The 20,414-nt window shown below is 40.4% G+C and carries 20 protein-coding genes and 1 tRNA gene; 3 read left to right on the forward strand and 18 right to left on the reverse strand.

What is annotated here, in order from left to right; translation table 11 throughout:
• Nucleotides 1–76: 76 nt before the first annotated feature.
• From C9J40_RS19885 to C9J40_RS19950, 14 genes are all read right to left on the reverse strand, one after another.
• Nucleotides 77–970 (reverse strand): DMT family transporter, encoded by an 894-nt coding sequence (locus tag C9J40_RS19885; RefSeq protein ID WP_107247784.1) that lies wholly within the window; start codon nt 968–970, stop codon nt 77–79.
• A gap of 276 nt (nt 971–1,246) precedes the next feature.
• Nucleotides 1,247–1,576, reverse strand: coding sequence for an SMR family transporter (locus C9J40_RS19890; RefSeq protein WP_107208311.1), 330 nt, complete (start codon nt 1,574–1,576; stop codon nt 1,247–1,249).
• Nucleotides 1,577–1,593: 17 nt separating this feature from the next.
• Nucleotides 1,594–1,959 carry an SMR family transporter gene (locus C9J40_RS19895; protein WP_107208310.1) on the reverse strand — a complete coding sequence of 122 codons (366 nt, stop codon included), beginning with the start codon at nt 1,957–1,959 and terminating at the stop codon, nt 1,594–1,596.
• Between the two features lie 189 nt (nt 1,960–2,148).
• Nucleotides 2,149–3,063, reverse strand: coding sequence for a LysR family transcriptional regulator (locus tag C9J40_RS19900; RefSeq protein ID WP_107247785.1), 915 nt, complete (start codon nt 3,061–3,063; stop codon nt 2,149–2,151).
• 128 nt (nt 3,064–3,191) lie between these two features.
• A complete protein-coding gene (locus C9J40_RS19905) occupies nt 3,192–3,653 on the reverse strand; it encodes a GNAT family N-acetyltransferase (protein WP_107208327.1) in 462 nt (153 codons plus the stop codon).
• A 56-nt stretch (nt 3,654–3,709) separates the two neighbouring features.
• Nucleotides 3,710–5,638, reverse strand: coding sequence for a transcription antiterminator (locus tag C9J40_RS19910; protein WP_107208308.1), 1,929 nt, complete (start codon nt 5,636–5,638; stop codon nt 3,710–3,712).
• A 172-nt stretch (nt 5,639–5,810) separates the two neighbouring features.
• On the reverse strand, nt 5,811–6,551 hold the full coding sequence (locus tag C9J40_RS19915) for a KDGP aldolase family protein (protein WP_107208307.1): 741 nt from the start codon (nt 6,549–6,551) through the stop codon (nt 5,811–5,813).
• A gap of 20 nt (nt 6,552–6,571) precedes the next feature.
• A complete protein-coding gene (locus tag C9J40_RS19920) occupies nt 6,572–7,675 on the reverse strand; it encodes a DgaE family pyridoxal phosphate-dependent ammonia lyase (protein ID WP_107247786.1) in 1,104 nt (367 codons plus the stop codon).
• Complete coding sequence (locus C9J40_RS19925; RefSeq protein ID WP_107208326.1) at nt 7,659–8,792, reverse strand: amidohydrolase/deacetylase family metallohydrolase; 1,134 nt, start codon at nt 8,790–8,792, stop codon at nt 7,659–7,661. The genes C9J40_RS19920 and C9J40_RS19925 overlap by 17 nt, the downstream gene beginning before the upstream one ends.
• Before the next feature lie 55 nt (nt 8,793–8,847).
• Nucleotides 8,848–9,498: a DUF4310 family protein gene (locus tag C9J40_RS19930; protein ID WP_107208305.1), complete on the reverse strand. Its 651-nt coding sequence runs from the start codon at nt 9,496–9,498 to the stop codon at nt 8,848–8,850.
• Between the two features lie 20 nt (nt 9,499–9,518).
• A complete protein-coding gene (locus tag C9J40_RS19935; protein WP_060989726.1) occupies nt 9,519–10,295 on the reverse strand; it encodes a DUF4311 domain-containing protein in 777 nt (258 codons plus the stop codon).
• Nucleotides 10,296–10,341: 46 nt separating this feature from the next.
• Nucleotides 10,342–10,638, reverse strand: a complete 297-nt coding sequence (locus C9J40_RS19940) for a DUF4312 family protein (protein ID WP_107208304.1) — start codon at nt 10,636–10,638, stop codon at nt 10,342–10,344.
• Nucleotide 10,639: 1 nt separating this feature from the next.
• The gene (locus C9J40_RS19945; protein ID WP_060989724.1) at nt 10,640–11,002 is read right to left on the reverse strand and encodes a glycine-rich SFCGS family protein; all 363 of its coding nucleotides are present in this window, start codon (nt 11,000–11,002) and stop codon (nt 10,640–10,642) included.
• Nucleotides 11,003–11,004: 2 nt separating this feature from the next.
• Nucleotides 11,005–11,352 (reverse strand): transcriptional regulator, encoded by a 348-nt coding sequence (locus C9J40_RS19950; protein WP_107247787.1) that lies wholly within the window; start codon nt 11,350–11,352, stop codon nt 11,005–11,007.
• A gap of 493 nt (nt 11,353–11,845) precedes the next feature.
• Here C9J40_RS19950 and C9J40_RS19955 point away from each other — a divergent pair, with 493 nt between their 5' ends.
• From C9J40_RS19955 to C9J40_RS19965, 3 genes are read left to right on the forward strand one after another with little or no spacing between them, the layout of a single operon-like run.
• Entirely contained in the window at nt 11,846–12,718 is an 873-nt protein-coding gene (locus tag C9J40_RS19955; RefSeq protein ID WP_107208302.1) for a hypothetical protein, read from the forward strand.
• Between the two features lie 14 nt (nt 12,719–12,732).
• Nucleotides 12,733–13,860, forward strand: coding sequence for a BamA/TamA family outer membrane protein (locus C9J40_RS19960; RefSeq protein ID WP_107247788.1), 1,128 nt, complete (start codon nt 12,733–12,735; stop codon nt 13,858–13,860).
• Nucleotides 13,860–14,951 carry a DUF4056 domain-containing protein gene (locus C9J40_RS19965; protein ID WP_107247789.1) on the forward strand — a complete coding sequence of 364 codons (1,092 nt, stop codon included), beginning with the start codon at nt 13,860–13,862 and terminating at the stop codon, nt 14,949–14,951. The genes C9J40_RS19960 and C9J40_RS19965 overlap by 1 nt, the downstream gene beginning before the upstream one ends.
• A gap of 106 nt (nt 14,952–15,057) precedes the next feature.
• Here the strand turns inward: C9J40_RS19965 and C9J40_RS19970 are convergent, their stop codons facing one another.
• From C9J40_RS19970 to C9J40_RS19985, 4 genes are all read right to left on the reverse strand, one after another.
• Nucleotides 15,058–16,497, reverse strand: coding sequence for an EAL domain-containing protein (locus C9J40_RS19970; RefSeq protein WP_107247790.1), 1,440 nt, complete (start codon nt 16,495–16,497; stop codon nt 15,058–15,060).
• A gap of 643 nt (nt 16,498–17,140) precedes the next feature.
• Nucleotides 17,141–19,111 (reverse strand): excinuclease ABC subunit UvrB, encoded by a 1,971-nt coding sequence (gene uvrB, locus C9J40_RS19975; RefSeq protein WP_107208298.1) that lies wholly within the window; start codon nt 19,109–19,111, stop codon nt 17,141–17,143.
• A 244-nt stretch (nt 19,112–19,355) separates the two neighbouring features.
• The gene (locus tag C9J40_RS19980) at nt 19,356–19,916 is read right to left on the reverse strand and encodes a 3'-5' exonuclease (protein WP_107208297.1); all 561 of its coding nucleotides are present in this window, start codon (nt 19,914–19,916) and stop codon (nt 19,356–19,358) included.
• 410 nt (nt 19,917–20,326) lie between these two features.
• Nucleotides 20,327–20,402 (reverse strand) — tRNA-Asn (locus tag C9J40_RS19985).
• Nucleotides 20,403–20,414: the final 12 nt, after the last annotated feature.

Here is a 20,414-nt window from a genome sequence, read left to right on the forward strand (position 1 = left end):
TCTGACACAAAAAAAACGCCGTTGTACGCAGCTTAAATAAGCTTCAATACAACGGCGTTTTATATCAATGTCGTGCTTAAGCAGGTGTCATTGCCACTTTTGCTTTCTTCGTTTTAATGCGTTTCTGAGCCAGCGCAACACCCGTTAATACCATGATGCCACCAATATAATGGTAAGACTCTAGTTGCTCGTTGAGCATCACGCTCGCAATACCTGCCGCCATAATTGGCAATAGGTTCATGAACATCGCGGTACGATCGGCACCTAAACGTTCAATTGATAACATCCATAACCAAGGTGCAATCACTGACGCAAGCAATGCAGCATAAACAATCAAAGGGACTGCAGATGCTGTAATTGCCATACGATCGCTACTTAGTAGCAATGGCGTTAACATAATGACCGCAAATAAACACTGAACGTACACAGATTTCCACGTCGAGAACGGCATTTTCCAACGCTTTAATAGCACACAGTAAAGTGCATAAACGACCGCTGCGATCAGCATTAGGAAGTCACCTTGCTTGATACCTTGCGACAGTAAGTTTTCTACATGACCGTGGCTTAGCATCAATACTAAACCACTTAGTGATAACACTGCGCCAACCAATGCGAACGGTGATAAGCGTTGACCTAAAATAGGCACACTTAAGAACATGCTGATCAACGGCACTAATGAAATGATCAGGGCAATATTCGTTGCCGTGGTGGTCGCTGCTGCGAAGTAGCCTAACGATTGGTTTAGCACCATACCTAACAAACCAAGGAATGCTAATTTCGCTAGATAAGGTTTAATCACCGCACGATCACGCCAAACAGATTTAGCAACAAAAGGAGTTAACATGACTAATGCGAAGAACCAACGATAAAACGATATCGCACCGGGATCGATGACACTGAATGCCATCTTGTTGACAATGGCGTTCCCTGCCCATATTGCAACGGTAATTAAGGGTAATAGATAGAACATTGTCTGCCTTTCTCAGATTTTTCTAGTCCAGATACCTATATCTGAATCATTAACGAGGCTATTCTGTCACGTCTTTTAAGATACATATATCTCTAATCGGACATAATAAATCTTTTGTCAGACATATTAATCAACAAAAAAGCAAGACTATTTCAGCCTTTAGAGCAGAACATGTTGAATCCTCGCTATTAATTTTTTCTCCCAATATTCACCGCAGAAAAAAGGCAACAAAAAGCCCAATGGATTCAACATCACATTGGGCTTTAAAATACGTAATTACGCTGTTTTCATAACAATCACAGCGGAGATCATCACAGCAATCCCCACCCAACCGATAGGCTTAAGTTTTTGCTTAAACAGCAGCGAGCCACCAATCGCGGTACCTAAAATACCGATAGCTCCCCATGACGCATACGCCACCGCTAAATCGATCTCTTTGACCGCTTGCGCTAGCAGGGTAAATGCCAACATGACTAAGACGATCGCAGTAATACCCCAACGTTTATGACTAAAGCCATTTGATCGGGTTAATGCCATGTTCGCTAAAATATCGACAAACGCAGCAAGGACAACAAAACCAAATGATAGTGTAAAAAATTGACTCATTTCATTGCCTCCTGTTGTTATGCCGACACGCTTGTGGGCGAATGACTTGGTTTATCGCTGTGACTTTCACCAAGTGTCACTAATACGATCCCGACAGTTGCCATCGCTAAACCAATCAGCTCTTGCGTATTTAATTGCGCATCAAGCACAAACACCGAAACCATTGTAATAAGCGCAATACCTAGCCCTTCCCAAACCGCATAGGCAACACCAATAGCGATCTTTTTTGCTGCCAACGACAAGAAAAAATATGAAATACAAATTAAGCTATACATCACCCAGTACCCCCAATTTCCACCTTCACTGGAAATAAGGCTCATGGTACTGGTACCAGCCACTTCTGCGGCAATGGCTAATAATAAAAATATTCGTGCTAACCACATGATTGACTCCACTGTGCTAATTTTTTAGGTAGATAGCATCAAATTTCACGCATTCTCGTAGTGAAAATACATAAAGTTAATGCATCTACTCGCAAGACTACCGCAGCGCACAAAAGCGCAATAGGTAATTGAGATATTCAAATTTGAATATCTCTAAAAGGGTAAATAGCGCAGAAATGATCAGAAAATTTAACCGAATGCGGCCTGTATCACCTGATGTAAATGTTGGTAAAGCGGATAATTACGATGGGTTTGAAGATAACCACCTGAGACCACAAAATGGCTGAAATTACGGTTCACCACAGGCATCGGATAGGCATGTAATTCCGACATTAAATCGGCAGTACTTTCGCTGGCAAACATGATTGCGTTGGTTTCCAACAGCATTTGGCAAGCGACCCGTAAATTAAAGGTTTTGAGTAACACTTTTGGCTCATAACCCATGCGTTGATATTCAGATTCAACGGTACACAAAGGTTTATAAGCGGTAGGCGCTGGCAGCGAGACCAATGACAATGGTGCTATCGATGCCCAATCATTACTATCGAGCCGTAAACTTGGGTGATCTTTTTTCGCCAAGATCACTCGCTTTTCCTTAAATAACGGCTGCATGTAGATATCTTTCGCAATGTCCGTTTCTTGATCCAAAATGCAGTAATCGACTTTCCCTTCCAGCATGTCATCTTGGCTGATGCTATCCCAATTAGAAAACACCAATGACGCCTTTGGAAACGCCTTGTGACAGCAAGATAGTAGGTGTTGACCATGCTCATCCATCAAATAGGGATCAACCACAAGAGAAATCGAGCCTTGGTAGGTTTCTGGTTTAAATTCAGAGAACTCCAGTAACACTTTTTCTATAGGCGCTAAGATATTATCAAATTCATCAGCGAGACGAATCGCAAGGGGTGATGGTTCTACTCCATGGGCTTTGCGCACAAACAGCGGATCATTAAAGAACTGTTTAAGCCTCACTACGCCACGACTGGCACTTGGCTGTGAGATCCCTAACTGCATGGCTGCTAATTTAATACTGCGATGTTCCACCACCGCTTTTAATAACCGTATTAAATTCAGATCTAACTCTTCTAACTGATACGACATTTGCTTTCTCACCGATAAAACGTCTTTACTGATAATAAAGCCTAAAACAAAACAAGATAGCCAGTTTAACAGCTATCTTGTTTAAAGATGAGGCCAAATACGGCGCAGAGATAAACTAAAAAACGGTATTAATCCGAGCAAACGTTTCGGGCAATCATAAACACTTCATCAGCAGAATAGAGCGATTTGATCGTCATTTCCACCTCGGCGCCTAATAGTTTCTGATAGATCTGTTGCGCATAGTTATCAGCACGAGTATTGACCAAAATATGCTTTAATTTACTGTCTTGTTCCGCTAATCGCTGTTTCACTTGTGGTAGTGATTGAGTGATAAGTTGTGTCGCTATCCCTTGGTTATGATGGCTTGGCAACACTGCAAGTTGCTCTAACTCTAAAATCACTTCAGGACGAAAACCGCTTTTTTGCCCCCAAACGATATACCCCACCACTTCACTATTAAGCTCAGCGACAAAATTTAAAAAGCGCGGGGCGGCATTAAAGTTACATTCGATCCACTCATAGGAGCGTTGCTGACGTACAAACGCCTGTTGATGCACCTTTGCTGCTTGCTCTAAATCAGCGTGTTCCATTACACGAATAATCACATTAGTTCCTTCTATTATATCGACCACTTACAGCTGATAAATTACCAATCTTTCTTGCAGTTATTCCAACACTCATTGGCAACATGGGTAAAGTGCTCAAATGAATAACATGCCAACAAATGTTCGACCGCCTTACTCTTCATTAAAGTGACAAAGAGATCGTAAAGCCCCATGGCTTCTTCATAATCATCTTTGTTGATCGCTAATAGGAAAATGACATAGGCACGTTTTCCTTCTCCCCATTCAATCCCTTGTGGCGAAAGGACGGTATAGACTGCACTTTGCTTAGCACATAGACCGAGAGAATGCGGGATCGCAATACCGTCACCTAACATGGTCGAAGTAATATTTTCTCGCTCAATAACCGATGGGTGAAAATGGCTTGGCACAATCCCTTTTGCTTCTAGCTCTGTAGACAATTGCGCAAAAAGTTGATGTTGCGTCATAGGCGTTTCAATTCGAGTGAATAAACTTGGCTGAAAGAACTTACCTAACGCATTAATATGGTTACTATTCTCATGCACCAGTTTATTCAATTGCTCTAATTGAAAAGAGCTAGCAATCGGTGAAAACACCATGGTTGGCTTATTTTTTACCACCAGCTTTTCTGTTGAAACCACAAAGTCTTCAGTAACTTCATGTAATGCATCGTATTCACGTATCGAGTGCATTTTATGGATCACTAACTGTGGGATAGCTTTAAGCAATTGAGATTCCAACATTCGGATCACCGATGTACCAGAGTTACATACTAGCAGTACTATCGGCTGCTGTTCTTTTTTTTGCACATAATTACGCTCTATTCCAACACCAACATGCATCACTAAAAAACTAATTTCACCATCTGGGATTTGTCGTCCGTCCCAACTAGATACAGCACCCACAGTCATATCATAAGCAAGCGGATAATAACGTTTAATATGATCAGCTAATGGATTGGGTATCGTTATTTGATGCTCAACACGCAGTAACATTGGATGAACATGAGCCAGTAAGTCATGTTTTAGCTGCAGATCATTGAGCAAGTTGTAATTAAAGTGATCGTTAATAAAATGAAGTAAATGATCAATAAAAGCATCAGCATCATTGTCATTACGATCATCAACATGCCAATGCTTGATCCCAGTAACGCGACGGGCAGCAATTTGAATCGCGAGATGATTTAGTTCACAAGGTTCGATAATGGTTTGAGTTTCGCTCGCCATTAAGGCTGCGATTTCTTTGGCTGCTGATAGTGCATTATTTGGCACGTTAGCACATGTGGTTTGATCGCAACCCAAACCACGCTTTAAACGGCTGATCGCCACGCCACAGTAAACCATTAACTGATGCAGACCTTCATCGGTCAAATTAATACTATTCTGCTGCATTGCCGTTAACAGTGGCTGCTCTAATTGTGCAAAATCACACTCAGAGTAAAATAGCTCACATAAATTGATAAATGTAGGATCTGACGCCTTAAATTGGTACAAGATATGGGCAATACAAGCACGTATGGATGACTCTTTGCCAAACACTAACAGCCCATAATGGGGCTTGCTGTCTATCTCTAAATGGTATGACTGAAACAACTCACGTACTTCGGTCATATCAGCCTGTAAACAGGTACGGCTGACAAACCACTGATTAGCCAAATCATCCAATTTACAGCCATCTTGCTGGTTCAATAAACGCAACATCAAATATGTCACCCGATCTTTAACACTACGTGGTGACTGCTTCATTTGTTGGGTTTGCTGAGTGATATTGCTGTAACGTTGCTGATCATAAATATCAATGTAATACCCTTCACCTCGACGTAATAACAACTGAGCACCGTAGTGCGCTAAGGTATCATTTAATGCTGAAATGTCAGTACGAATCGTTCTGGTAGAAACATCAAAACGTTGTGCCAACTCTTGCTGCGGCAGTGTCTGCATCAGCAGTGCATCAAAAATTAAATTAAGACGAGGATAAGGGAATTGAATCATTGAATAATCCGTTAAATGATGTCCGTTTATATACGGAGGCTAACATTTGAAAACAATGCGTCATAAGACCTGGGTCATATTCACATTGGTTTCTAAATATTAACTGTTTCACAATATTTCATAGACTTATAAATATTAACGGACCGTTTCCGGTCCGTTAAATCAGATCACGTTACTTTAACAAATTCTTGGTCATATCAAGCAAAACACGCACATCTTGAGGGCGAGTATTACCCGTTTCTTTATCAATGATTGAGCTATAAATATGTGGAATGATTTTAGTTACACCGGCCTCTAGCGCAATTTGCATGATTTCTTCAAAGTTTTCTAAATCAATCCCGCCTGTCGGCTCTAACCAGAAATCTTGCTCAGCACACGCTTTAGCGACATAGGCGAATTCTTCACGGGTTTCTAACCCTCCCATTGGGAAGTATTTCACCGAGCTACCACCCATGTCTTTCAGCATCGCAATCGCTGATTCCACAGGAACGATCGCTTCTTTATTGCACGAGCTTAAAGGGCCGGTTGAGATCTTCACCATGCCCACAGTGCCTGTTGGTGAAATTAAGCCGTTAACAATACTTTGATCTTGACCGACTAATGCACGACTGGTTGCCACGCCAGTAAATACCTGATTAATGTGTTGTGGCTGAATATGCTGAGAGATCAGCGAAACCATCATCGATTGGTTTGGATCGCCAGCGCCAAGGCCAACAGAAACAGCGTTATTGATCTTATCGCTGTATTTTTTCATCTCTTCAACCGCTGTTTGTACATCAGGGTAGTTCTTAGATAGTACGCCAACTAAGACATGACCTTCTGCGGCATCATAGATTTCTGCTGCGTTATCAATAGAGCCAGCCAACACGTTTAAACATACGCGGTTTTTGTAGAATTTTGCTTTCAATGACATAGTGGTGTTCTCTTAAAAATTTAAAATAATGCTTTAATATTCTGATAAATAACGTCAAGTTGTGCGCTTGTGACACTGCGTACATCTATTTCAATGATCCCATCATTAGCTTTGTAGCCACGACAATAAATCGCAGGATCACCACCCTGAAGTCGTGCCACAATCTCAGGTGTTGTCATTGCTAATACCGTTTCATCAAAACAGATTTCTGCACGTGCAATGTCGCGTCCTGCGCTGTCCCAAACCACACGGCAATCAATGCCATTAAGGGTATTGAGTTGCGCCACAAAGTGTTCCATTTTGGCCACCATTTGCTGACCAGTTTCTTTTTCAGTTTGCAGGTACTCGGCAATGGCGTGGGTTAAACCTAAAATGCCTTCTTTACCAACTTTCATTGCACGACCAATACCTAATGACTGCTTACGCACCCATGCAATATATTGGCTACGTCCAACCACTAAACCACTGGTTGGCCCTTCAATGGCTTTTGCACCACTGTAAATAACCAGATCAGCACCCATGTTGTAGTAACACTGCAGATCTTCTTCAGCTGCAGCATCCACAATCAAAGGTAAGTTATGCTGTTTGGCAACGGCTGCCGCTTCTGCTACGGATAAAATGCTCTTTTGTACACAGTGATGGGATTTGATGTATAAAATCGCTGCTGTTTGCGGGGTGATCATGGCGGCTAACTGAGCAGGCGAACACTCATTGGCATAGCCCGCTTCTTTTAGTGTGCCACCACCTAATGTCACCATGGTGCCGACTGGTGCACCAAAGTTAACGTTGTGGCCTTTTGGCATCACAATTTCTGACGCCACGTTATGAGCGTGAGCGTGTAAATTTTCGAGTAAATACGGATCGTCTTTCACAATCACCGCAGCCACTGATTGAGCGATACCCGCCGAGGCACAAGAAACCACAATCGCATCTTCTACATTTAGCAACTTGGCAATATAAGCACCGGTTTTCACCACCAGATCTTTCATTTCAAAATACTGGCCAAGACCATCACGCACCGCATCCATCACGGTTTCTGTTGGTGTCGAAACACCTAAAATAGTCATACGACCTGACGCATTAATGACTTCTTTTAATTGGTATTTTTCATGAATTGAAGACATCGAATCCTACTCCGTAATTTGTCGTCATGATCTTGCCAGCAACCATGGCTGCGGCAGGTTTTAAGCTCGTCTTGCCACTGCGCTGATCATTATCAGAATCCACCAGCTCAACAGTTTCAGTGTTTAAATGGAAAAACGTTAAATCCGCATCTTTACCTACTTCTAACTGCCCTTTATTTTCTAACTTAAGTAACTTGGCAGCGTTTACTGTGACGCAATCAATCACTTGTTGTAGCGGTAAACCAATCGCTAAAAACTTATCCATAATGTGAGCGAGACTACGCACCGGGCCATGAATACGATTCTTGCAATAAATGTCAGAGCTAATCATGTCAGGATAAATACCTTGTTTAATCGCTTGCTCTGCCACTGCAAAACTAAAGCTTGCACCACCGTGTCCCACATCGAGTTTCACACCACGCTCAAGAGCACGTTGCATCGACGGTTTTAACTCACCTTCTGCAGTTAAAATGCGATTCGGTTTGCCGTTATAGCAATGGGTAATGATGTCCCCTTCACCTAATAAATCCGCTACGTCATCTAAATTAGGTGGGTTATTACCAATGTGTACCATCAAAGGTAATGGGCACTGATTACGTTGGATCTCTTTAGCTTTTATCAACGGTTTTAAACCATTGGCTTCCACCACACTGCCACTCATTCGGGCTTTGATCCCAACGATAAAATCGGGATACTGATTGACGGCTTGTTTCACTAACTCACCATCAATGTCTGCCATATCGGCTAATTCGTTTTGTCGCAGCAAACCAATTCGAGAAATATTTAAGATACTGTAAACATTGGTTTTTACTTGCTGACAACAGTGATAGAAATCACCCACATCATCGGCACCTACGCTACCAGCATCAATCACAGTGGTAACGCCAGTCTCAACCCCGACTAAGTCTGGTTCATCGTTATAAATCGGTGATTTGGAGTAGCAATGGGTATGACCATCAATCCACCCCGCGCTGATATAAAAATCACCCGCTAAATCCACCACCTTTTTTGCTGTTACATCCAGTTGACCCAGTGCTGCAATCTTGCCGTTCAGAACCGCAACATCCACCACTTCGCCACTCACTAACTTGCCTTGCTTAATTAATACGTCATACATTGCTTTGCCTTTATTGTGCTCTGCACCCAACATGCAGAGCACAACCTTTCAAGGATTAACTGATAGCAACAGGGAACAGTGAACCAAACACCATTGCACCGATAATCGCACCACCTGTAATAGGTTTATTCCATTGATAGAAAGCAAGCGCACCAATTAAAGAGCCAATACCGATTGGTAGTGATGCTGCAATTGCTGATAACACAATCAGAGGACCTAAGAAGCGACCCGAAGAGTTACCTGCGCCCATCATGACATCGGCACCGTAAGTCGAGTTACTTTGGTTGATGGTGTACTTACGCGCTAGGATGATCACATAACCAATAGCGACACCAAGGAAGAAACCCACAACCAATGAGGCAGCAAAGTTTTCGAGTGGATATACAATACCTGCGCCTAATAACAATGCTGGTACACCTAAACCAATACCAGTTTGAATAGCACCACCGATATCTAAGATACCCACCAAGGAACCTTCAATGATGCGAGCAAAAAGGAAACTTGCACCAAACGCCGCTACTGCACCGTAAACACCGGTATCCATACCCGCTCTTAACATGGCGACGAAAGCCACCTCGTTAAAAGCACCGATACCGTAGAGGTAATACATGTGTGTACCAGCAAAAACACCTGATGACAGCAAGCCAACAAAGAATGGGAAAGACCAGTCAGCGTACCAAAAATCATTCTTTAATTTATCGTCCATTTTCTTCAACTCCGGCTCGGTTATTTACCGCTGATACTTCCGTGGATGTAATGCAGCCAATCAGGAACAGTTAGGCTAAAGGATTCTAATACCGCAATATCAAAGCCACGGAAGAAGCCACTTAGAACAAACAGAGCGATAACGGCAAACAACATACTTTTCGTTACTTTATTCCAACCGCTATCTTCCACACCTTTACCAATCAAGATACCAAGTACTAAACCAGGCACGGCGTTACCCATGATCATTTGTGCCAAACCACCGAAAATAGTTGCCCAAAAACCAGAACGCTTACCTGCTTCAATCGCTGCTAACCAGAAGATCACCGGCATCGCCACGTTAACCAGCATGTTTGCTGCCGGAACCAGCACTTTTACCGCTGTAATTTGTAAGCTTTCAGGTACCGCTGATGCGGTTGAGTTAAGAAATGCCACCACAATCATACCGATGATGCCGCAGGCAATACCCATCTTCTTCGGATCATGTAAGGTTTGGGTGACATCACGATTTTTTACCATCAATGCCGCTGCGCCCCAGTTCGGTAAAATACGGTGGTCAACGTCTTGGGTAAATGCACCAGCAGCGACTGATGATGCCCAAGCATTGAAGAAAAAGCCTAAACCGAAAGAGAAGTGAGAAGCAGGATCCCCTTCACACGAGTTTAATTCCCCTAAAGTACGGAATGCCCCCATACCTTGAATAGTTGGAGCGTGATACATACGAGCAGCGCCGACACCCACGCCAACACCCACTAATGCACCAATAATTAGTGACTTTATTAAAATAATGAAGAACATTTATATACCTTTATATGTAGACACAAATAATGTTCGTAGCTAATAATTAGATTTGTTTGAAATTTAATTCATCAGTTTCTATTAATGTAATATTTACAGTGACATTAATAGTGATGGAATAAATAGATTTTTCTCGTGGTAAGAAAAAGAACATAAACTTCTCAGTAGTTTGTTTATGTTCTGCACTTATTATTTCAACATCCACAGGTTCAATTCGTAAAATAACATTATTAGTTTCTTTTAGAATTGTTTTTTGAACATTATTTAGTGCAGAACTAAAAGCTGATTGTTTTGTATTTCCTTTACCACTGACTTCAACCGTCGTAGTAATAGATTTTTTCATATTAACCGTGATGCTTTTTAATAAAGGCTTCAACTAACTTTTGACCAAGCTCTTCTTTATCCATAAAGCCAAAGCCTAAAACGTTACAACCTTCATTGATAGCTGTTACACCTTCTTCAACAGAACGCATACCGTAACGTGCTTTGTAACCATATTTGGTTTGGGCCGTAATTGCCCCTGCACCACCACTACCACAGAATGAAATACCAAAATCAGCTTGCTCTTGGTGCATGACATCACCTAGCTTCATATCTGCTGCCATACCAGGGATCACCGTTACAGCGCCGCCCGCCGCTTCTACACCCAAACCAACTTTTTGACCTTTACCTAAACGATCACCAATTACTACTTTAATAGTTGTCATAATTACACTCCTAATTCACACGTTAATTCGTTTTCTTTTGCCACTTCAAAGTGGACTGATAATAAATAGGTTTCTTCGTACGCTAAGGTAGGGAACCAAGAAACCACATCTGCTGATAATTGATGAGATAGTGGGGAAATATCTTCAAACATATCGACTTCAATTTCTGGTAATGACTCTTTTGTATAAGAGCGAATGACCATTGCTTTTAAATGTGTAAATAACATTTGTTGCTGAATAGCATCAGGAAAAATATTATTTTCTTTTAAAAGTGAAGTTGCTTTTTTATAGGTTTCTTCGCATTCCAACTCATAAATGCTGTAATCAACCGAAAACTTATTTCCAGACACTTTATCTCTCCTTAGTAATATAAGTGTCACCACTTATTGAATATGGTCATAATATTGATACGTTGAGCTAATGTGTAGATGATTGATTTCCATTTCAAAGCGGAAAAGGAAATTAATAGCAGATCTATGTCATATTTTTCTTATTAACCGCATATAAATCAGTAATTTATCAATTAATAAGAAATAAAAAACCACCAAAGAAAAGAAATACTTATCGTTAATTCTGTGATTTCCTCCACAAGCGAGCAGAAAACGGCAAATAAAATAGCGCTATAAACATAAAGGTATATGCAATTTGGAAATAGAAAACGATTACACTTCTTTGCTTTCTTTGAACTAGGGACTGTAACAATGTTCTGAATTCGGTAACTTGAAATCAGTTGGGTATAGTTATGTAACATATACTTACATTATAGATAAATCATTAAGTATGCTTAAATCAAATGTCAACTTAAAATGCGCGCCATTATAGAATTTAACTGGCATAGCACACATGCGATTAGCGCATTCACTTTTCCTTAGTAGCCTAGCGTTTTCCTCATCCACTTATACATATGCTCAATCTTTTACTCTCCCTCTTTGGAAAGAAGAAGCTCAAGCTTTAGGTTACGAATTACCCAAACCGATTGGCTTTAATTTGAGTTACATGGCGTTAGAGCAAGGTATTGATGTAACTAGCATTGGCTTTAATGGCCTTAACCTGCCTTCTTTTGTGCGCAACATCGATATGCAAGCAGAGCAAGGCAAACAAACCAGTGAAGTGCTCACCCTACGGGCGGATATGTGGCTATTTCCGTTTCTGAACCTCTATGTCTTAGGTGGCAAGATGACGGGTAAATCGGAAACTGCAGTGAACTATGATGTTGCTATTAAGCCTTTATTCCCAAACCGCCCAGACCGTCACCTCAAAGGCCGCATTGATAACTTCAAGCTTGATCTTGATGGCTACTTATATGGTGGTGGTGTAGTGCTTGCTGGTGGCTATAAGCGATTCTTTGGCTTAGTTGATATCAGCTATACCGAAACAGAGCTAACCGTCATCGACGGCAGTATTTCTGCATGGGTGATCAGCCCTCGTGTAGGTTACGACTTTTATCAACAAGGTGTACCACTACGAGTTTGGGCCGGTGCGATGTATCAAAATGTTGAGCAATCGCTATCTGGCAAACTCACCGATCTCAATCTTCCTTCAGGATTACAACCTTGGGTTAAAAATGGCAGTTTCCATATCGAGCAACAACTGTCGACACCATGGAACCCAATCCTCGGGATGCAATATCAGCTCAATCCAAGTCTGTATTTATTGGCAGAAGCCGGCTTTGGCGATCGCTCCAGCTTATTTACATCCATTGATTTTCGTTTTTAAGTCAGAGATCAGCAATGAAACCTTGGCAACTTTCCCCATTATTGATTATTTGTAGTTTTTCTCACTTAGCCTTTGCTGATACAACACAATCAGGTTGGGTAGATCAACTACTGGAAAAACTCGGCGCTAGTGAAACGATTGATACTTCAGAAGGTATTGATTGGGGAGTATTGCCGGGGCCTTTTGCTAACCCTGAACAAGGGGTCGGATTTGGAATGGCAGCGGTTGGGCTTTACTCACCTACAGGCTGGACACCCAGTACACCGTATTCAACATTAGCGATTAAATCCTATCTATCCTCAGCTGGCTCTTATGGATTAGGGGTTGAAAATCGAAGTTACTTAAATCAAGACAAACTGCGCTTGATCGGTGATGCATGGATCAGCCATTCCCCCCAACATTACTGGGGAGTAGGAAAAGCTGCCGCACAAAACGACAACAATAAACGTGAGTATAACGGCCAGATCATCAAACTTGCGCCAAAGGTGTCATACCAGTTTTTACCTCATCAATACGTCAGTGTTGGCTGGGATTATCAACATTATTCACAACAAACCTTAGCAAAGACTAACGATGTTGGTGAGCACAAACTTTCAAATCAACAAAGCAGTGGTATAAGCATTGCGTTGGAATATGACAGCCGAGATTTTGAACCCAACCCATACCGTGGTCAATTGTGGTTCGCGGAATGGGTTGATTACAAAACCACATTAGGCTCTGATCAAAATTACACACGCCTGACCATGAACTACCGTCAATATGTTCAACTTGATAGCAATAACATTATTGCTTGGGATGTCTACGGGCAACGGGTTGATGGTGATATTCCTTGGTATGGCTATGCGGAAATGGGTAACGATAAACGTATGCGTGGTTACTATACAGGGCAATACCGTGATCGTTATTTACTGTCTGGACAAATAGAATGGCGTCATCGTTTTAACCATCGTCATGGTATGGTGACCTGGCTTGGCGGAGGTAATATCGCCAACAAAAGTGAGCAGTTACTTTCAAGTAAGCTATTACCTAGTTTAGGTGTCGGCTATCGCTTTGCCTTTAAGCCTCGAATAAATGTGCGTGTCGATTACGCCATTGGTAAAGACAGTTCCGGTTTTTATTTTCACATCAATGAAGCTTTTTAATGAAAATACACGCACCTTTGATCGCAGCATTCAGCCTTTGTGCTTTATTCGTCAGCCCATACAGTAAAGCATTGGATGCGCCTATTGGCGTACGTCCATGCTGTGCCTTTGGTCAAGATTTAAAAACCGAATTATTAGGTATGCCCATTCCTTTTTTCTCAGTAGAGAATATTGTCGATATACCAATGCTCGGTAAACATAGCTACAACGATGGATCACAAAGCGTTATTTCAAGCTTATTCGGATTAGGCGGTGAATCTAATGGCTTAATCTTTACGAGTAAGGGGGGATTTATCGATACAGCTCACGTCCGAGATACGGCAGATTTCACTTATTATTTATATCAACAAATTCGCCAGCATCTTGGATCCCATTATCGAATAATCTTACCCACGGAATTACGGGCGCGCCACATTCGGTTACAAGAGAATAAGCAACTACTTACAAATAAAGAGAAGCAATCACTGAGTCTCGAGCTTGCGGCTCTATTAGCTTTTCGATTAGCACAATGGCATGAAATCGCACAGTGGTTTGGCTATGAATCAATTATTGGCTTTCCTGAATATGTCTCTGCTTTTTCACCTGAAGATCTCTATTCCAACATGTTAGGTGCTATCACAGCTAAACAAGTGCTAGAGCAGCAACCCGATCTTTCTCCGTCAGATTTTTCTCAAGCCATGACTGATGCTTTTAACGATCAATTACAGCAATTAGGCAGTGTTTCAGCAGAAGAAACCAAACGCAACATACAGCTGTTAAATGGTCAGTGGTGGGATCACAATACACGTTTGCCACAAAAGTGGGTGGTGTTAAAACGTGATTATCAACTGGGATTAACTCTCTACCCTAATGGGGTAAAAAACGGAGTTCCTCTTTCTTTATCTACCGAACTGAGCAACGGTGATAATAATGGTATGTGGGCGGAGTTGTATTTACATAATGTAGGCAATGAAGAAACGTTTAACGCGCTCGCTCCTGAGCTCACAAACAATATGGTCTGGCAACCTGCTCAATTTCAACAACTCGCTACTTTTGCAAAACAACAAGATTATAAAGAACGCGGCAAAACTACCCAGGTAGTTAAAGACTAGAGTTGGCAAATACTCACTTACGATTAACCTTATAAAATAACAGAGCTAAAAAAACTCTTCTTGCACAGAGTGCAAGAAGAGTCATGGTTATCACTAAGATGCTATATTAGTGAGAACGATATATATCCATAAAGCTTTCTATTGACATCGGTTTATAAAAGTAAAACCCTTGATATTGCTTAATTCCCCATTGATCTAACATCTGTTTTTGTTTTTCTGTTTCAACGCCTTCAGAGATGACAGAAAGCTCCAGTTTTTGGGCTAATAGCACTAAAGATTCAACAACATAAATCGATTTAGGATTATGTTCAATTTGCTCAATAAAACAACGATCTATTTTTAAATAATCAAAATTATAATCCGTCAAATAATACGGTGAAGAGTACCCTGTACCATAATCGTCAAGCGCAAAGAACATGCCATTTTGATGAAATTTTTCCATACGCGCTTTCACATGAACATTCGAAAATGGTGCTGATTCCGTAAACTCAAGCACCAGTTCAAACTTAGGCGCCAATAATAAACTCGCTTTATAAATACTTTCGTCAAACAAACAACGTTCCGTCAAATTAAAACTCAATTTTAGTTGTTTACTCAAAACCATTAACTGACTTTGATAAACCTGTGTCATCAAAGAGCAGGTTAACAAGGATGTTAAGTGTTGACTCTCTATATAGGGTATAAATAAATAAGGCGGTAAAACTTGACCTTTTTTAGTAATCCAACGAGCTAATACTTCAGCCCCAATAATATCGCCTTCCTTGTTAACAATGGGTTGAAGGTATGGACGAATAATATTGCGTTTGATACAAACTCGTACCCAGATTTTTTTGCAGTAAGCGGCCGATGTATAACTACTTACCATGCAGCCCAATAAGAGCATTAACAAGTAAACATATTTAGTTTCTATAAATTGTTTTAGAGCGAGTGCCGGATCAACATCAACAAAAAAATCAGCGTCGTCGAGATGAAAATAGTACTCATCGCGATGATTTAACAAATCATGCTTAACTAACTGATTACCTTCACCAATTTCAATATTATCAAAAACGGTAATATAGCCTCTACCAATACTATCGATAACATTAAAACGAAGCGGTTTAAAATATATTTTTAAGTAAGTATTCGCTCCAACTTGCAACGTATAAGACAAGGTTGGCTTATGCGTTAGTAAGCTTTTTACCTTAATATTAAAACCTTTTACTGCCTTCATCTTCATTGAATACAGGCGATTTCCAAATGTACTGTATACATAATAATCATTATAAATCACAGATATACTGCTAACATCTTTATGATCGGAGACATAACGCTTTAACTCCCTCTGCTCAGCTAAAGTCGGAATCGTCATCTTCGAAAACATAGGAACTAGTGTATCTTTACTATCAACAACTGAATAAAAGGTTTTCCGTTGTATTTCATGCTCATTGTGAATTTTTGTATCAATATCGTGTTGATAAAGTAGATAAGTACCGCATGCAAAGATAATGAAAAAGAACGTAGAGCACACGATCAATGTATAAAGCTTCATGTATTTAATGTTCATATAAGAACGATCCCATTTAAAGCCATATTTATTGCGTTGTATAGCACCATAACAACTCTTTATAACAAACTAAAGGAAGCAATTACGCCCCAGATTCATTCTTATAAAATGAATACACTTAAATTCTATTTTCTATCGTAGCATATGATTTTCCAGCACGATGACTGATAAAACTAAGATCTTTTATATTAAGAATGAACATACGCTCTTTCTCACCATATAAAATATACATCGCTGTTATTCGCGCGCGACGTTGTAAAAAGGCCAATATAGCTGGAGGGGTATTCACCAAAATGATGACTGCTTTTATCTATTTAACTTTAGAATTTTTATACCGTTTATTTTCTATAAAAATCGGGCGGAGTATATCAAAACTTAATGTAATTACAATCACAACACAAAAACAAAACCACTAAACAACACAAATAAAACGCAAATTCATCAATGAGATAAATTTACAATAAAATTCACTTATCTTGTTAATAAAAATATATTGCAATAATTCAGTTTTGTTCCTTACTTTTAATTAAAGTCATACTTATCTTATTCAATAAGAATATAACAGATGAATATAGTTAGGTTGATTGTGAGTAATTAAGGCCGAGTCATTACGACCTTAATTAGATGTCAATTAGTATCCTTTTTACATAAATATGAACTGACGATATAACTCATTGAGCTTTTCTCTAAAAATACCAACGTGTATTTCATCATTCGTATCACAAGCCACCAATAGTTCTTTTTCTGTTGTCGTAATTTGCTGGCATAACTCTGATAGATTAGAGCAGAACTCAACACTATGTTGTGCGGGCTCATTATTATCTATCCTTGCTTTTTTACGTTGAGAGGAGGCTGGTGTAATATTATGCGCTTTATTATATTCCACCTGACGCTCTCGGCGTTGTTGTGATTCATTCATCGCTTGCTGCATTGCAGGCGTCATTTTATCAGCATATAAAATCGCTTTACCGTTTGCGTTACGAGCTGCACGACCAATGATTTGAATCAGCGCCTGTGTTGAACGCAAAAATCCCGCATGATCGGCATTTAACACTGCGACCAATGAGGCCTCTGGAATATCTAATCCTTCTCGTAACAGGTTTATCCCAATAAGCACATCAAATTTACCTGCACGTAAATCATCTATAATTTCAACCCGTTGCTCGGTTTTTACTTCTGAATGAATATAACTGACCTTAATACCTTGCTCTACCATTAACTCATACAATGCCTCTGCACTTTTTTTCGTTAATGTCGTCACCAATACGCGTTCATCTTTTTGCGTACGCTCTGATATTTCTTTTAATAGATCGTCGGTTTGAGTCGCTAAAGGACGCACTTCAACAATAGGATCAAGCAAGCCTGTCGGGCGAATGATTTGTTCTATAACATGCTGCTGAGATTTTTTGAGTTCGTACTCACCGGGGGTAGCTGATACAAATACGGTTTGTGGTTTTATTTGCTCAAATTCTTTAAACATTAAAGGTCGATTGTTCTTCGCTGATGGCAACCGAAAGCCATAATCAATTAATGTCTCTTTACGACTCACATCACTGCGATACATTGCAGAAATCTGCGGGATCATCACATGGGATTCATCAATAAACAGTAAGCCATCTTCCGGTAAATAATCTAATAAGGTCGTCGGTGGCAAGCTAGGATCGCGATCGTTTAAATAACATGAGTAGTTTTCTAATCCTGAACAATATCCAAGCTGCTGCATCATTTCTATATCATGTGTCGTGCGCTCATACAGCCTTGCCGCTTCCACAATACGATTTTCATTATTTAATTCAGCGACACGCATTTCTAATTCTTTTTGAATTTCAATGCTGGCTTTCAGTAACTTGTCTTTTGAAGCGGCATACAAGGTTTTTGGAGAAACAAAATAATGCTCAATGTCGCCCAACACTTTCCCTGTAATAGGGTCAAGCCATTGTAGTTGCTCAATGGTGTCATCAAACATCACCACACGTATTGCTTTTGATTCTGAATCTGCTGGATAGATATCAAATATTTCACCATGGACACGGAAAGTTGCTCGTTCAATCGTTCGCTCACAACGGCTATATTGCAGCGCGACAAGACGTTGAATAAAGTCTTCCCTTTCGATGGTCATACCCACTGATAACGGAATTTGTACCGCGCGATATTGAGCTGGATCGCCTAAGCCATAAATAGCAGATACCGATGCCACGACAATCACGTCTTTACGTTCTATCAACGATTTGGTGGTCGATAAACGTAATCGTTCCAATTGTTGATTCACTGCAGAATCTTTACGAATAAAGCGATCACTACCAGGAATATACACTTCAGGTTGGTAGTAATCGTAATAAGAGACAAAATACTCGACAGCATTTTCAGGAAAGAAACGTTTCATTTCACTATAAAGTTGTGCGGCAAGCGTCTTGTTATGAGCCAATATTAAGGTAGGACGCTGAAGACGATGGATCATATTTGCCATCGTGAAAGTTTTCCCAGATCCGGTAACCCCTTGCAGGGTTTGGTGTGTAACACCGTCTTGAATATTACCGATTAATCGCGCTAAAGCTTCAGGTTGATCGCCTGATGGAGGATAAGCGGAATGCAAAATAAACGTATTCTGTGACATAAAAGTTACCTTTTAATGAGCGGCTTTTGTCAGTATACATAACGCATTATATTTTGCTGTTTAAACACTTAATCCCTTGCTACAAACTAATATTAATATTTTAGTTATCCAACTATCTCCTCAAGTATTGGCACCGAATCACAAAATATAAACAACAGCATTTTCATCGCACGAATTACATCATACACATAAAAAAGCCGACTCTATCAGTCGGCTTTACTAAACAAATCGATTGGAAGTAACACTATTCCTGTGTTGAATCTGTATCTTTTTCGCAGAACATGGTTGCCGCTAAACGCGCAAGGTTATACGCATCGACATAACCCGAATGCTGACGCCCTTCCCATTCAACACCAGCAATTTCCATTGCGGCACGTTGACCTAATCGTTTATTCGTCACATGACGCTGTAATTTAAATAAAGTGGCAAGATTTAAATATTCACGAAAAGGGACTTTTAGCTCTTTAGCTAAACATTCCTTTTTCAAAATACGATCGTCATGTCCCCACGCTGCATAGATCTTATGTCGACCACCAAACTTTTGTTCGATCGATTTTAATATCACAGAAAGCGGCTTGCCATTTTTTTCAACGACCTCAGGTTTGATGCCCGTTAGTTCAGTACAAAACGGCGAGATTTCATCTTTTGTAGGACGCACATAATGTTGTGCCCGACGAACAATTTTTCCGGTGTTGAGATCAAGCTCTGCCACACCAATTTCGATGATTTCACCGGTTCTAGATGTGCGGCCATCATTCCAACAACACATTTCGAGATCGAAACACACAATACGGTCAAAATTCATTAGTTATCCAAGTGTCACAGGCAAAACAGCCGTTAATAATACCATTTTGTGTTAACTGCTTCATCCGTTAAGAGATGAGAGAAACCTATTCTATGGTGTTAATAGAGAAAAACATACAGCGAAATAATTAAGCTCACACTATCTGTAAGTACCGTTCAACAACGTACATTTTGCCCTTTAGTTTATACCGTTTTTAATACTGGATTACATATCAGTTGATAAGAAAATCAAAGAAGATGCCGCTTGGATTGTGGGATCATCGTGTTCTAACAGTAAATTGCATAATCCTTTGTATGGTTACGTCAGTGAGTTAAGAATAGTTAATAGACCTTTATCACCCAATGAGTTGTTAACAAAAGCCTAGATTTCAAATGTAAAAAAGCCCGCAATTGCTTGCGGGCTTTTTTATTTGGCTCCTCCTGCTGGACTTGAACCAGCGACATACGGATTAACAGTCCGCCGTTCTACCGACTGAACTAAGGAGGAATTGTCATGGTG

The organism is Photobacterium sp. GB-72 (assembly GCF_003026095.1).
In the GTDB taxonomy this organism is placed as follows: Bacteria; Pseudomonadota; Gammaproteobacteria; order Enterobacterales; family Vibrionaceae; genus Photobacterium.